General features: G+C 66.0%; 11 protein-coding genes and 1 riboswitch. Of the genes, 4 read left to right on the top strand and 7 right to left on the bottom strand.

Going from position 1 to position 13,882, the window contains the following annotated elements:
- Window positions 1-51: 51 nt before the first annotated feature.
- The 5 genes from IP86_RS13360 to typA form a co-directional block, all read right to left on the bottom strand.
- Entirely contained in the window at window positions 52-1,533 is a 1,482-nt protein-coding gene (locus IP86_RS13360; protein WP_054163024.1) for a M20 family peptidase, read from the bottom strand.
- 31 nt (window positions 1,534-1,564) lie between these two features.
- Window positions 1,565-2,110, bottom strand: coding sequence for an inorganic diphosphatase (gene ppa, locus IP86_RS13355; RefSeq protein ID WP_054163023.1), 546 nt, complete (start codon window positions 2,108-2,110; stop codon window positions 1,565-1,567).
- Window positions 2,111-2,207: 97 nt separating this feature from the next.
- Window positions 2,208-2,717 (bottom strand): GNAT family N-acetyltransferase, encoded by a 510-nt coding sequence (locus tag IP86_RS13350; protein ID WP_054163022.1) that lies wholly within the window; start codon window positions 2,715-2,717, stop codon window positions 2,208-2,210.
- 167 nt (window positions 2,718-2,884) lie between these two features.
- Window positions 2,885-4,120, bottom strand: coding sequence for a flavin monoamine oxidase family protein (locus tag IP86_RS13345; protein ID WP_054163021.1), 1,236 nt, complete (start codon window positions 4,118-4,120; stop codon window positions 2,885-2,887).
- Window positions 4,121-4,315: 195 nt separating this feature from the next.
- Window positions 4,316-6,139 (bottom strand): translational GTPase TypA, encoded by a 1,824-nt coding sequence (gene typA / locus IP86_RS13340; protein WP_054163020.1) that lies wholly within the window; start codon window positions 6,137-6,139, stop codon window positions 4,316-4,318.
- Between the two features lie 509 nt (window positions 6,140-6,648).
- Window positions 6,649-6,846, top strand: a riboswitch (cobalamin riboswitch).
- A gap of 106 nt (window positions 6,847-6,952) precedes the next feature.
- Between typA and IP86_RS13335 the strand changes: the two genes are divergently transcribed.
- Window positions 6,953-9,223 carry a TonB-dependent receptor gene (locus IP86_RS13335; RefSeq protein ID WP_054163094.1) on the top strand — a complete coding sequence of 757 codons (2,271 nt, stop codon included), beginning with the start codon at window positions 6,953-6,955 and terminating at the stop codon, window positions 9,221-9,223.
- A 2-nt stretch (window positions 9,224-9,225) separates the two neighbouring features.
- Window positions 9,226-10,671, top strand: coding sequence for a PepSY-associated transmembrane domain-containing protein (locus IP86_RS13330; protein ID WP_054163019.1), 1,446 nt, complete (start codon window positions 9,226-9,228; stop codon window positions 10,669-10,671).
- 11 nt (window positions 10,672-10,682) lie between these two features.
- On the opposite strand, the gene IP86_RS13325 is transcribed toward IP86_RS13330, so the two are convergent.
- Window positions 10,683-12,113, bottom strand: coding sequence for a TAXI family TRAP transporter solute-binding subunit (locus IP86_RS13325; RefSeq protein ID WP_054163018.1), 1,431 nt, complete (start codon window positions 12,111-12,113; stop codon window positions 10,683-10,685).
- Between the two features lie 170 nt (window positions 12,114-12,283).
- Between IP86_RS13325 and IP86_RS13320 the strand changes: the two genes are divergently transcribed.
- Window positions 12,284-12,589 carry a 4a-hydroxytetrahydrobiopterin dehydratase gene (locus IP86_RS13320; RefSeq protein ID WP_054163017.1) on the top strand — a complete coding sequence of 102 codons (306 nt, stop codon included), beginning with the start codon at window positions 12,284-12,286 and terminating at the stop codon, window positions 12,587-12,589.
- Window positions 12,590-12,667: 78 nt separating this feature from the next.
- Window positions 12,668-13,042, top strand: a complete 375-nt coding sequence (locus tag IP86_RS13315) for a YkvA family protein (protein ID WP_054163016.1) — start codon at window positions 12,668-12,670, stop codon at window positions 13,040-13,042.
- A gap of 93 nt (window positions 13,043-13,135) precedes the next feature.
- Here the strand turns inward: IP86_RS13315 and IP86_RS13310 are convergent, their stop codons facing one another.
- A complete protein-coding gene (locus tag IP86_RS13310) occupies window positions 13,136-13,786 on the bottom strand; it encodes a TetR/AcrR family transcriptional regulator (protein ID WP_245290613.1) in 651 nt (216 codons plus the stop codon).
- Between the last annotated feature and the right edge of the window lie 96 nt (window positions 13,787-13,882).

Raw genomic sequence — 13,882 nt, 5'->3', positions numbered from 1 at the left:
GGCGCCTCTGGATTGCTTCGCTTCGCTCGCAATGACGGAAAGGCTTTCGACTCACCCCGCCGTCGCCTGCATCAGCCGGACGTAGAACCGGATCATGTCCGCGTAGTTTTTGATGCTAAGGCGCTCGTTGGTGCCGTGGAAGCGCTTGAGGTCTTCGGAATTGGCACGCACCGGCGAGAACCGGAAGATGTTGTCGGCAATGTCCGCATAGTGTCGCGAGTCCGTCGCGGCGATCATCAGCCCGGGCGCGACGACGACGTCCGGGAAGACCTCGCGGATGGTGCGATTGAGCATGGCGTAGGACCGGCTTGCGGTGCCGGTCACCGGAGGCGGGTCGAAATTGCCGTCGAACGGCTTGATCTCGATCTTGTCGTTTGCGACGCTGCTACGGACATGATCGGTGATGCTGGCCTGGGTGTCGCCGGGCAGCAGCCGGAAATTGACGCTGGCTTCGGCGACGCCGGGCAGCACGTTGTCCTTGTCGCCGGCGTTGAACACGGTCAGCGCCGTGGAGGTCTGCACCATCGCGGCGGTTGCGCCGCTCTTGGCGAATTCGCGCAGCAGCAGCGGCCGGAACAGCCACAGATTCGACAGCACCACGCGGTTGAAGCCGCGCATCTCCGGCGCCAGCGTGTCGAACATTTCGGCGACCGAGCCGCGAATTCGCATCGGCAGCCGGTTGTCCTCGAGATGCGTCAGCCCGGCCGCCAGCATGCCGATCGCGGTGTCGCGCGGCGGCATCGAGGAATGGCCGGGGGTGCCGCGGGCGGTCAGCACCAGTGTGGCGTAGCCCTTCTCGGCGACGCCGATCAGCGCGGCGGGCTGATCGAGCCCCTTCATCACGCCTTCGGTGATCAGCAGGCCCTCGTCGAGGACGAAGTCGAGCCGGACTTTACGGGCGGCCAGTAGTTCGGCGATCTGCCTGGCGCCGCGCAGGCCGGAGACTTCCTCGTCATGGCCGAAGGCGAAATAGATCGTGCGCTTCGGCCGGAAGCCCTGCTTGGCCATCAGCTCGGCGGCTTCGAGCATGGCGTAGAGGTTGCCCTTGTCGTCCCACGAGCCGCGGCCCCAGACGAAACCGTCTGCAATCACGCCGTCGAACGGCTTGTGCTCCCAATCCTGCTCGGTGCGCGGTGCGATCGGCACCACGTCCTGGTGCGCCAGCAGCCCGATCGGCTTGGCGCTGGGATCCGAGCCCTGCCACGTGTAGAGCAGGCTCTTGCCGTTGACGACCTCGCGCTGCGCGGCGGCGTGCAGCGCCGGGAAGCTCGCCTGGATGTGGGCCTGCAGCCCGCGCAGCGCGTCGGCGTCCTGCTCGGGATTGAGGAAGTTGGAGATGGTCTGGAAGCGGATCGCTTCGGCGAGCCGCTGCGCCGCGCCGGATTCGTCGATTGCGATCGGCGCTACGGCCTCGACCGCGATCTGGCGCGACGGCTGCCGGTAGGCGTTGTAGGCCAGCACCGCGGCGAGGCCGGCGATCGCGACCAGCGCGATCGCCACGATGTTGCGGATCCATTTCAGCAGACGGCGCATCGCAGTCTCCCGGGTGGCCGCCGCAGGGGCTTCAGGCCTTCGCAGCCTTCGCGGCCTTGGCGCGCTCGATGCCTTCGAGAATCAGCTGGTGGGCGTCTTCGGCGCCGCCCCAGCGCAGCACCTTCACCCATTTGCCGGGCTCGAGGTCCTTGTAGTGTTCGAAGAAGTGCTGGATCTGCTGCAGGGTGATGTCGGGCAGGTCGGAGTAGGTCTTGATGCGGTCGTAGCGCTGGGTCAGCTTCGACGACGGCACCGCGATGATCTTCTCGTCGTGGCCGGCCTCGTCGCTCATGAACAGCACGCCGACCGGACGCACGCTCATCATCGCGCCGGGCACGATGCCGCGCGTGTTGGCGACCAGCACGTCGCACGGATCGCCGTCGTCGGACAGCGTGTGCGGAATGAATCCGTAGTTCCCCGGATAGCGCATGGCGGTATAAAGAAACCGGTCAACCACCAGGGTGCCGGCGTCCTTGTCCATCTCGTATTTGATCGGCTCGCCGCCGACGGGGACCTCGATGATCACATTGACATCATGAGGCGGGTTGACGCCGACGGGAATTGCGTCGAGGCGCATCGGGTACTCCGGGGATAAGATTACAGGGGCATCCCGAATAGCCCGAGCCCGGGCCGTTCGCCAGCGCAAACGTCGACAGCGCCGGGCGAAATTATCGTCAGTTGCTCCAGGCGAACGCCACCTTGTCGAGCGACTTCTCTCCGAACCGTTCCGATGAACGCGCCACCATCCGGCCGCCCAGCGCCCGGTAGAACTCGGTCGCCGGCTCGTTCTCGGACAACGCCCAGATCACCATGCTCTTCAGGCCGCTCTGCACCAGATCGCGGCGCGCGGCGGCGAACAGCCGGCCGCCGAAGCCGAGGCCCTGAAATTCCGGCCGCAGATACAGCTCGTAGATCTCGCCGTCGAAATGCAGGCTGCGGGCGCGGTTGCGGCCGTAATTGGCGTAGCCGGCGACCTTGTCGCCGAAGCACAGCACGCTGACACGGCTGCCTTTGCGGATCGCCGAGTCCCACCAGGTCGGGCCACGGCGATTGATCAGCTTCTCCAACTCGGCCCCAGGGATGATGCCCTGGTAGGCAGACCGCCAAGCCTCGTCATGGGTGGCCGCGACCGCGGAAGCGTCCGCAGCCCTGGCCGGCCGAACCTCGATCAGCGTTGTGCTCATGACCCGATCAAAGCAAGTCAGCGGCGCGGCTTCAAGGTCCAACCTTAATTATCGGTTAACATGTGGACTTTCTGCACCACAGGAGACGAACCTGTTCCGGAATCGGACAGATCCGGCCGGTTCGCCTGTCAAACTTTACGCATTGCAGCGAAAGCTCCGCGAACCGATTAGGTCCGCGACACCACTTCGCGCGCCGCGCGTTCGCCCGAATCGCGGGCGCCGTGGGCGGTGGAGAAGAAATGCGGCGAGGTGGCTTCGCCGGCGAAGAACAGCCGGCCGTCGACCGGCGCCGCCAGTACTGCGCGGGCGCCGGCATGGCCCGGCAGCGCGTGCGAGTAAGCGCCGCGTGCGAAAGGGTCGTTCGCCCAGCGCGATTCGGCAAGCGGCGACAGCTTGCGGCGGATGTCGTTGCCGAGCAGCTCGGCGATTTCGTCGATCGCCTGCGCCGCGAAGGCGCCGTCGCCCGCGTCTTCCAGTTCGCGCGCAAAACGGCCGCCGAAAAAGCCTTCGATGCAATCGAGGCCGAACGGACGTAAGTGATAAGTCCCCATCGCGGTGCGCATCGTGGCAGCGCGCAGATTGCCGTCGGCGGGAAAGCCGTTCGGGTCGGACAGCTTGAGCATCACCTTGTCGTCGACGCCGAGCGGTAGGTTGCGGGCGGCGTCAACCTTGGCGGGCAGCTCGGGCGTGAATCGGATCGCCTCGTCGGCGATCAGATTGGTCGGCACCGTGATGATCACTTTGCCGGCGGTGAGCGTGCCCTGCGTGGTTGTTAGTTTGAGGCTCAGCCCGCTGTGATCGATCAGCTCGACCGCGCAATTCAGCACCACGGGGCAGGGCGCCCCATAGGCGGCGATCAGCGCGCCGTAGCCTGCGCGAATTCGCCAGTTGATGCCGGTGTCGCGATAGGCTTCGAGATCGTGGATCGAGACGCGGTCGAGTTCGGCGCCGTTCACATAGGTCGACACTGCGTCGATCATCGGATTCCACGGATCGTCCGGTTCGAGCAACGTCGCGGCCGGCGCGTCAGCCTTCTTCTTCGAAGCGCGCCAGACCCGGTCGTAGAACTTGTCGATCGCCTTTCCGAAGGCGGCGCGCTCGCGCTTCGGAAACACGTCGCCGAAGCTCGCTTCGCCCCACGGCGGATGCGTCTTGTCGATGGCGATGCCGAGTTGCTTGGCAATGCCGACGAAGGAGTTCTCATCCGCCGAATGCAGCCAGCCGCAGCCGACGTCGAATGCGATATCGGGTGTGACCATTTTGGTGAATGCGCGGCCGCCGATCCGGTCGCGTGCTTCCAGCACGATGACCGACAGGCCGGAGCCTTCCAGCGCGCGGGCCGCGCCGAGACCTGCGGCGCCGGCGCCGATGATGGCGACGTCGATGGGAGAGGGGAGGGACATGGTCTACAGCAACGGGCCGGAAGCGGGGTCAGGACGAAACAGACTATCCGATCCGCATGAAGTTCCAACGTCGCTGAGATCGAAACGACGACCTCTCACCGTCATTGCGAGCGGAGCGAAGCAATCCAGCCCCACGCATGGCGCTGGATTGCTTCGTCGCTTCGCTCCTCGCAATGACGAGGTGGCGGGAGGGGATCAGGCGACCGCCTGCTTGCTCTTCTCGGCGCGCTTGCGCTCGTTGGGGTCGAGCAGGCGCTTGCGCAGCCGGATCGACTTCGGCGTGATCTCGACAAGCTCGTCGTCCTCGATATAGGCCAGCGCCTTTTCCAGCGTCATGCGGATCGGCGGGGTGAGGCGGACCGCCTCGTCCTTCGAGGTGGTGCGGATGTTGGTGAGCTGCTTGCCCTTGAGCACGTTGATCTCGAGATCGTTGTCGCGGGTGTGCTCGCCGACGATCATGCCCTTGTAGACCTTCCAGCCCGGCTCGATCATCATCGGGCCGCGATCTTCCAGCTTGAACATCGCATAGGCGACCGCTTCACCCTGATCGTTGGAGATCAGGACGCCGTTGCGGCGGCCCTGGATCTCGCCGCGATACGGCAGGTAGTTGTGGAACAGGCGGTTCATGATGGCCGTGCCCTTGGTGTCGGTCATCAGTTCGCCCTGGTAACCGATCAGGCCGCGGGTCGGCGCGTAGAACACCAGGCGAAGACGATTGCCGCCGGACGGCCGCATCTCGATCATCTCGGCCTTGCGCTCGCTCATCTTCTGCACCACGACGCCGGAGAACTCCTCGTCGACGTCGATCACGACTTCCTCGACCGGCTCCAAGAGCTGGCCGTTCTCGTCGCGGGTCAGCACGACGCGCGGGCGCGACACGCTGAGTTCGAAACCTTCACGGCGCATGTTTTCGATCAGGATCGCCAGCTGCAATTCGCCGCGGCCGGAGACTTCCATCGCGTCCTTGTCGGCGGATTCGACGACGCGCAGCGCGACGTTGCCTTCGGCTTCGCGCATCAAGCGATCACGGATCAGACGGCTGGTGACCTTGTCGCCTTCAGTGCCGGCGAGCGGCGAGTTGTTGACGATGAACGACATCGACACGGTCGGCGGATCGATCGGCTGGGCCTGGATCGGGGTATCGACCGCCGGGTCGCAGAAGGTGTCGGCGACGGTGCCCTTGGTCAGGCCCGCGATCGCGACGATGTCGCCGGCTTCGGCGATGTCGAGCGGCACGCGCTCGAGGCCGCGGAAGGCGAGGATCTTGGTGATGCGGCCGGACTCGACCAGCTTGCCGTCACGCGACAGCACCTTGACGGCCTGGTTCGGCTTCAACGTGCCGGACGCGATGCGGCCGGTGATGATGCGGCCGAGATAGGGGTTGGCTTCGAGGATGGTGCCGAGCAGACGGAACGGCCCCTCTTCGACCGACGGCGGCGGCACGTGCTTCAGCACCAGCTCGAACAGCGGCTTCATGCCTTCGCTCGAATCCCCGTTGGGCTTGTCCGACATCCAGCCGTTCTTGCCCGAGCCGTACAAGATCGGGAAGTCGAGCTGCTCGTCGGTGGCGTCGAGCGCCGCGAACAGGTCGAACACCTCGTTGACCACCTCGGTGACGCGGGCATCGGAGCGGTCGACCTTGTTGATCGCGACGATCGGCTTGAGGCCGAGCTTGAGCGCCTTGCCGACCACGAATTTGGTCTGCGGCATCGGGCCTTCGGCGGCGTCGACCAGTACGATCACGCCGTCGACCATCGACAGGATGCGCTCGACCTCACCGCCGAAATCGGCGTGGCCGGGGGTGTCGACGATGTTGATGTGCGTCTCGCCCCACACCACCGAGGTGCACTTGGCCAGAATGGTGATGCCGCGCTCGCGCTCGAGGTCGTTCGAGTCCATTGCCCGTTCGACCTGGCGCTGGTTGTCGCGATAGGTGCCGGACTGCTGCAGCAGCTTGTCGACGAGGGTGGTCTTACCGTGGTCGACGTGGGCGATAATGGCGATGTTACGGAGGTTCATGTGTCTCTGTCGGGTCCTGCGGCCGGTTGCCAATCGTCAGCGCGATTGCAGGCACACCAGCGGAGGCGCCGGAGGCGCGCCGCAGTCTGCCTATGTCTGAAACGCGTGGGGCAATTCCAAAAAACAGGCCCGGCCAATCAGGGGCCGGGCACTTGCACGCGTTGCGACGCAATATACGCAAAGATCGCGAAATAACAATGACGATCGGGACTTTTGCGATTTGCCGTGTGGTGCCCGCGGCTTGCGCGGTTCGCGTGTCGTCGGGATGCGCCGTCGAAACTCGCCCGATAAGCCAGAGGACGGACGGTTGCAGTTCCAGAATGTAACGTTATAACGTTACAGTTGCTACTCTGCTCTTCTGACCACAAAGGTAACGATGAATCTCCAGCTTCCCGAGGAAGGTCAGGCCGGCGCGCGCATGCGCGTGGGCGCACCCTCTCAGTTTCCGCTGCTCCAATTGCAAGTCAGGTCCGGCAGAGCGTTCGCATTGACAGCCTGCGCGGCCCGCGCCTACGGTAATCGGCGACGGTTCCCGCAAGGGATCAATAGGGAATGCGGTGAGGATTTTCTGAAATCCGAATCCGCGGCTGCCCCCGCAACTGTGAGCGGCGAGCCTTTCGCCAAGCGCCACTGGGCCACCAGCCCGGGAAGGCGGCGAAAGGCGACAACCCGCGAGCCAGGAGACCTGCCGTCAGTCGTGGTCACACGCGAGCACATTGGGCGGGGTGTCCTGATGGGTGTCGAACTGCGGCGTCACGCGCCGCGGCCAGACCTCGTTCGCGGTGACGTGCCACGTTTGCCGCGAGCAAAATGATGTCCCCTGTCCTCAATGCCGCCGGGCGCAACCGGCGCCTGTTGTCCTCCGTCGCCTTCGTCTCCCTGATCTGGCCGGTCACCGCCGAGGCCCAGACCGCCGCACGCGGCCTCGACCCGATCGTGGTCGAAGGCCAAAGCGTCCGGCCGTCGAAGCCGCGCACGTCTGCGAGCGCCGGATCGTCGCGCCAGCGCCGCGCCGCCGCACGGCCCGCCGGGATGCCGGCCCCGGCGCAAAGCCAAGCCGCCGCGACCAGCAGGGCCGCGCCGCCGACCTTCAACCTCGGCACGCCGGCGTCCAGCGCCAGCCGGCTCAATCTAACGCCGCTGCAGACGCCGGCGAGCGTGGAGATCATCACCGCCGACACCATTGCCGAGCGCGGCCAGCACAGCGTGATCGACGCGGTGACACAGAATGCGGCCGGCTTCACGGCCAGCCCGGCGCCCGGAAATGGCGGCCTCGCCTTCAACACCCGCGGCTTCACCGGCAACGGCACCGTGATGTCGCTCTATGACGGCACCCGGATGTATGTCGGCTCCGGCACCATGACCTATCCGTTCGACACCTGGACGGCGCAGCGCATCGAAGTGCTGCGCGGCCCGGCTTCGGTGATGTACGGCGAAGGCGCGATCGGTGGCGCCATCAACGTGATCTCGAAGAAGCCCTCGTGGCTGCCGCGCAACGAGGCCGAGATCTCACTCGACACCAACCTGACGCGGCGGCTGGCCGTCGACAGCACCGGCCCGATCAATCCCAATGTCAGCTACCGGCTCGCCGCGATCGGCAACATGTCGGACGGCTGGGTCGATCGCGACAAGACGTCCAACGTCGCGGTGTCCGGCTCGGTGCGGGTGCAGGCGGCCGACAACCTCGCCTTCACGCTTAGCGAGGACTACGCCGACCGCAGCCCGTCGCGCTATTTCGGCACCCCGCTGGTGAACGGCCGGCTCGACGAATCGCTGCGCTTCCAGAACTACAATGTCGGCGACGCCTCGATCCGCTATCGCGACAACTGGACCCAGCTCAAGACCGAATGGGACGTCGCCGAGGGCATCTCGGTAAAGAACGTCAGCTACTATCTCAGCACCCACCGGCACTGGAAGGACGTCGAGAGCTACGCCTACAGCCCGACCACCGGCAATATCAATCGCAGCTCCTATATCGAGATTTTCCACGATCAGGAGCAGGTCGGCAACCGCTTCGACACCACCTTCAAGGGCCACGTGTTCGGCCTCGCCAACGAGTTCGTCGCCGGCTTCGACGTCAACCGCATCACCTTCACGCACACCAACAATTCGCCTTATGCCGGTGCGTCCTCTGTCACGCCGTATAATTTCGACCCCGGTTCCTTCCTGCCGGTCAGTCCGACGCGGCCGAGTTTCCATACGCAGACGATGCAATACGGGCTGTTCGCCGAAAATCGTCTCAGCCTCACCGATCAGCTCTCGGTGGTCGGCGGGGTGCGGTCGGATCATCCGACCGTCGAGCGCACCGACTTCCTGACGCCGTCGAACAGCTTCGAGAAGAGCTATTCGGCGCCGAGCTGGCGCGCCGGGCTGGTGTATACGCCGATCACGGACCTGGCGTTCTACGGCCAGTACTCGACCGCGGTCGATCCGGTGACCAATCTGATCACCATGACGGGCGTGAACCGCGACTTCGCGCTGTCGACCGGCAAGCAGGTCGAGATCGGCGTCAAGCAGCAGCTCGCCGGCGGCCGTGCCGAATGGACGCTGGCGGCCTATCAGATCGTCAAGAACAACCTGTTGGCGCGCGATCCGCAGAATCCCGCCAACACCAACCCGCTGCAGATCGGCCAGCAGTCGTCCCGCGGCATCGAAGCCTCGGCCGGGCTGAAGGTCACCGACACCATCCGGCTCGACGCCAATGTCGCGGTGCTGCGTGCCAAGTACGACGATTTCGTTCAGGTCGTCGGCGGTCAGGCGGTGAACTACGCCGGCAACGTGCCGGCCAATGTGCCACAGGTCGTCAGCAACATCTGGGCGACCTGGGCGTTCGCGCCGGGCTGGTCGGCTAATGCCGGCGTGCAGCTCGTCGGTGATACCTGGGCCGACAACGCCAACACGCTGGTGCGGCCGGCCTACAACGTCGTCAATGCCGGGCTGATGTGGAAACCGGACGCGCAGCAGACCTTCGCACTGCGGGTCTACAATCTGTTCGACACCGTCTACGCGACGTCGGGCAATACCTCGCAATGGCTGCTCGGCATGCCTCGCACCGCGGAGCTTTCGTACAACGTGAAGTTCTGACGATGCGCTCCGCCGTGCGGCGGCTGAAGCGGTGGCTGTATCTCGGCCACCGCTGGCTCGGCATCGCAACCTGCGTGCTGTTCGCGATCTGGTTCGTGTCGGGCGTGGTGATGATGTACGTCGCCTTCCCCAATCTCACGACGAACGAGCGCCGCGCGGCGCTGCCCGACATCGCCTGGTCGCGCGTGCTGCTGTCGCCCGATCAGGCGATGGCGGTAGCCGGCCTGTCGCGCTACCCGCGCGAGCTGCGCCTGACGATGCTGAACGACGAGCCGGTGTACCGGATCGCCGACTGGAAAGGCCCGCGGCAGACGATCTCGGCGGTGACCGGCCAGGCTATCACCAGCATCACGGCCGAGCAGGCGTTCGCAGTCGCGCGGCATCATCCCGCCGCGGTGGCGCCGACCCTGCTCGGCACCGTCGAGCGCGATCAATGGAGCGTGACGGCGCGGTTCGATTCGGATCGGCCGCTGTATCTGGTCGATCTTGGCGATGCGTCCGGTACCGAGCTCTATGTCTCCTCGCGCAGCGGCGAGGTCGTGCTCGATACCACGCGGCACGAGCGGGTCTGGAACTGGCTCGGTGCGATTCCGCATTGGATCTATCTGACCGTGCTGCGGCAGGACGCGCCGCTGTGGCGGCAGGTGGTGATCTGGATCTCCGGCGTCTGCATGGTCACGGCATTCAGCGGCATCTGGATCGGCTTGCTGCGCGCCGGCCTGCGCCGCCGCTATGCGGGCGGACGTGTCACGCCGTATCGCGGCTGGATGGCGTGGCATCATGTCGGCGGCTTGATCGCTGGTGTTGTCGTCCTGACCTGGATGGCCTCGGGCTGGCTGTCGATGTCGCCGTTCGGCTGGTTCGCCGGCCGCGGCGATCGTAGTGATGCGCTGCAGCGTTATGCCGGCCACGATGCGCCGACCATCAAGGTTGCGCCGCCGGTCCGCGACCGGCCCGGCGTGGTGGAAGTGCGGTTCGTCTGGGTCGATGGTTCGGCGCTGCTGCTGTTGGCGCATCGCGATGGATCGCAAAGCGTGGTCGATCCGATCAGCGGCGCGGCACGCACGCTGTCGGAGGATCGTCTGTTCGTCGCCGCAGGACGGCTGATGCCCGGCACGCCGATGACGCTGCGGCAGCGGCTCGAGCAGCCCGATCTGTACTGGTACACGCATCATCATCAGCGGCGGCTGCCGGTGTTGCGCGTCGGCTTCGACGATGCGGCGCAGAGCTGGGTCTATGTTGATCCGGCGTCCGGCGAAATTCTCGGCTGGAGCGATCGCAGCGCGCGCGTCCGCCGCTGGCTGTTCAACGCGCTGCACAGCTTCGATCTGCCGCCGCTGATCGCCTACCGGCCGGCCTGGGACATCGTGGTGATCGCGCTGTCACTGGCGGGGTTGATGGTGTCGGCCAGCGGCATCGTGATCGGCTGGCGACGGCTCGTGCGCTGAGCGCTTTCGTCTCACACCGCCTGCGGTCGCGCTGGCCGGACCGGGGCGGGCGGCACCGCGGCGAGCAGGGTCTTGCGGTCGGCCACCGCGTTGTGGAACTGCTCCAGCGCGATGCTGAAGGCGGTCAGTGCCGCGCTGTCGATGGCGCCGTTTTCGTAACAGTTCAGAGCGTCGCGCAGAATCGCGTCGGCCTCGGTCTGCATCGCGTCGAGCTCGTCGCAGGAGTCGCAGCGGCGGGCGGTCGCCAGCATGTCGAGCAGCCGGTCGCGCTGCGACACGTTGGTGTTGCGCTCGTCCTTGCGCCAATAGCTGGCGAACCATGCGCCGAGCGAGCCGGTCGCCGACAGTCCCATCAGCGAGAACCAGATCAAGTCGCTGTAGCGGTCGAGGAAGCTCTTCTCGTCGCCGTCCACATAGGCGGCAGCGCCGGGCTGCACCGGGATGACCGCGTCCTTGTCGGTGTCCGGCGTCTCGATTTTCGCCGCCAGCGGGTTCTCGGTCATCACCGTCTGGCGGGCGCTGAAGAGCTGCTGGGTGAAGGTTGCGATGGTGCTGTCTGCGACCCCGTCGCGTGCCACGATGTAGTGCGAGAAGCTGATGGTCTTGACGTCGTCGCTCGGCCGCACCGGAGCGCCGCCGAAAGCGCCGGCCGGAATCGTCGCGGCCTCGTAGGTCGGATGATTCGCCGCCAGCGCTTCTGACGAATCGAGGCCGAGGAACACCGGCTCGCGGCCCGTCGCGGCCGTCGCCGCGAGCGCCTCACTGATGATCTTGCTGTTCAGCGGACCCGCGGCCAGGAAGGCGTCGACCTTGCGGTTCTGCACCGCGTCGGCGACATCGCCGACCGCGAGTTGCACGCTTTCCACCTTGCCGGGATCGACGCCGTATTGCTGCAGGATCACCCGCAGCAGACCGGCGTTGGCCTCGGTACGGCCGATCACGCCGACCCGCTTGCCGAGCAGTTGGGTGATCTCGGTGATGCCGGCCGCCTTCTTGCGCTTGCCGCCGGGGCGGCCCGGCGCCCACAGCACCGCGAGGTTCTTGTGCAGCACCGCCACCGAGCGCGCATTGCGCGGCACCGGCAGGTCGCCGCGGATCACGGCCAGATCGGCCGCATTGGTGCGCAGCGCCGAGGCGCTCGCCGCCGGGCCGTCGGTGACGACCGACCGCATCCGCACGATGTTCCGGTCACGCGAGAACACCTGCGCGAGGGCCTGGATCAGGCGGACGTCGTCGCTGCCTTGCGGGCCGACAGCGATCTTCAGGGTCGCCGGTCGCATCGCGAAGTAATAGGCGGCGCTCAGCGCGCCCACCAGCGCCAGAATCGCGGCCAGCGAAATCAGCGTCATTCTCCGGCGCACGGGGCGCGGAGCGGGGTGTAGCAAGGGGTCCACCGGCTCGGTCTCGTCCGTCGACCGGGCGAACAATCGCATGTGCTCCATCCCCGGTCAGACCCCCATGTTAGCAGTTCCAATGCGGCCGGTGTCAGTTCCGTTCCGCGCCGCGCCCGACATGGTGAACGGCGACGGCTGAGGCGCATTGGGCCTCGGCTTTGTGGCAAACTCGGCGCGATCCGGCCGCGGCCGATAAATTCGACGTGAGGAGAGGCGAGATGACGGAGCGACTGACGGCGGCGGAACGGCAGGCTGCGATGCAGGGGCTGACCGGCTGGGGGGAGGCCGAGGCACGCGACGCGATCGCCCGGACATTCACCTTTCGGGATTTCAACGAGGCGTTCGGCTTCATGACGCGCGTCGCGCTCGTGGCCGAGAAAAACGACCACCATCCGGAATGGCGCAACGTCTACAAGACCGTCGAGGTGGTGCTGACAACCCATGATGCGGGCGGCGTCACCCGTCGCGACATCGCGCTCGCCGAAGCGATGAACGCGATCGCGGCGCAGTTCAGCGGCGCCTGAAGCCGGCTGCTTGCGACGTTGCCGGTGCGACCCCACATCTCTGATCGCTCGGGTGAATTCGGCCGGGGCGGAGGGACGATGATGACGGAACATAGCGTCGGGTTCGAGCCGGCCGACAAGCTCGCGCAGGATCCCGAAACGCTGCGCCGCAGGTTCTGGCACAAGATCAAGCGCGTTGCGGCGCATCTGCCGTTCGCCGAGGATATCCTCGCCGCCTACTACTGCGCGTTCGACCGCCAGACCCCGCGTCACGTGCAGGTCGCGCTGCTCGGCGCGATCGCGTATTTCGTGCTGCCGTTCGACTTCGTGCCGGACATCCTGCCGGTACTCGGCTTCACCGACGATGCCGCGATCCTGGCGGCTGCGATTCGGATGGTCGCCAGCAACATCACCCCGGCGCACCGCGAAGCCGCCCATGCGGCGATCCAGCGCGGCCTGCACGACGAGGCGTAATTGATCAGCGCTGCCCTCTCAGCATGTCATTCCGGGGCGTGCGAAGCGCGACCTCAGAATTTGTAGCGGTTCCTCGTATTCAGGCCGCCGGCTTCAACCCGGCGCCATCATCCGCTCCGTCGCGCGCCGCGCCAGCGCGGCCCGCTCGGCAATCGCATCGGCCGTCAGGGGCGGCTCGGTGCCGAGCAGCGCCTGCAACTGGGTGAATCCGATCAGCACCGAGAAGAACACGCCGATCAGCATGCCGATATCGTCGGGTTGGACGATGCCGCGCGCCGCCGCCTGATCGAAGAATCGCGTCATCGCCCGCATCACCGGCTGACGGCCGTGTGCGTCGAGTTCGCGCGCCACACTGTCGCCGCCGCGCCCGGCCTCGGCGATCGCCAGGCGATACATCGCGGTGCGCTCAGGATGCAGAAACTCGGTAAGGAAACCGCGGCCGAACAACTCCAGCACGGTGAGAAACTGCGCGCGGTCTTGCGGCTCGGGCAGGTCGGGCGAGGGTTGCATCTTCGCGCTGCCGTAGCGCACCAGGGCGACCAGAATGTCCTGCTTGCTGGCGAAGTGCGCGTAGAGCGTTCGCTTCGAGGTTTTCGCCCGGCGCACGATCTCGGCGGTGGTCGCCGCGTCGAAACCCTTCTCGACGAACACGTCGAACGCCGCCTGCAGGATTACGCTGCGCCGCGGATCTTCGCTTTTCTTGTTGTCTTCCAGCATCTTGTTGGCGTTCGTCGCAGGCTTCAAAGTTCTGGTACCAATCGGTACCGGCTGTGCTATAAGATTGGTACCGAATGGTACCGAGTGCTGCGGCGACGTTCAACCCTGCGGCGTTCCCGAACT

Source organism: Rhodopseudomonas sp. AAP120 (assembly GCF_001295845.1).
Taxonomy (GTDB): domain Bacteria; phylum Pseudomonadota; class Alphaproteobacteria; order Rhizobiales; family Xanthobacteraceae; genus Rhodopseudomonas.
The sequence above is the reverse complement of the archived record's forward strand: the minus strand, read 5'-3'. Positions and strand labels throughout refer to the sequence as shown.

Bases quoted from the DNA above. Each gene is read 5' to 3' on its own strand.
- IP86_RS13360 (WP_054163024.1), bottom strand. From the start codon at position 1,533: ATGCGCCGTCTGCTGAAATGGATCCGCAACATCGTGGCGATCGCGCTG.
- ppa (WP_054163023.1), bottom strand. From the start codon at position 2,110: ATGCGCCTCGACGCAATTCCCGTCGGCGTCAACCCGCCTCATGATGTC.
- IP86_RS13350 (WP_054163022.1), bottom strand. From the start codon at position 2,717: ATGAGCACAACGCTGATCGAGGTTCGGCCGGCCAGGGCTGCGGACGCT.
- IP86_RS13345 (WP_054163021.1), bottom strand. From the start codon at position 4,120: ATGTCCCTCCCCTCTCCCATCGACGTCGCCATCATCGGCGCCGGCGCC.
- typA (WP_054163020.1), bottom strand. From the start codon at position 6,139: ATGAACCTCCGTAACATCGCCATTATCGCCCACGTCGACCACGGTAAG.
- IP86_RS13335 (WP_054163094.1), top strand. From the start codon at position 6,953: ATGTCCCCTGTCCTCAATGCCGCCGGGCGCAACCGGCGCCTGTTGTCC.
- IP86_RS13330 (WP_054163019.1), top strand. From the start codon at position 9,226: ATGCGCTCCGCCGTGCGGCGGCTGAAGCGGTGGCTGTATCTCGGCCAC.
- IP86_RS13325 (WP_054163018.1), bottom strand. From the start codon at position 12,113: ATGGAGCACATGCGATTGTTCGCCCGGTCGACGGACGAGACCGAGCCG.
- IP86_RS13320 (WP_054163017.1), top strand. From the start codon at position 12,284: ATGACGGAGCGACTGACGGCGGCGGAACGGCAGGCTGCGATGCAGGGG.
- IP86_RS13315 (WP_054163016.1), top strand. From the start codon at position 12,668: ATGATGACGGAACATAGCGTCGGGTTCGAGCCGGCCGACAAGCTCGCG.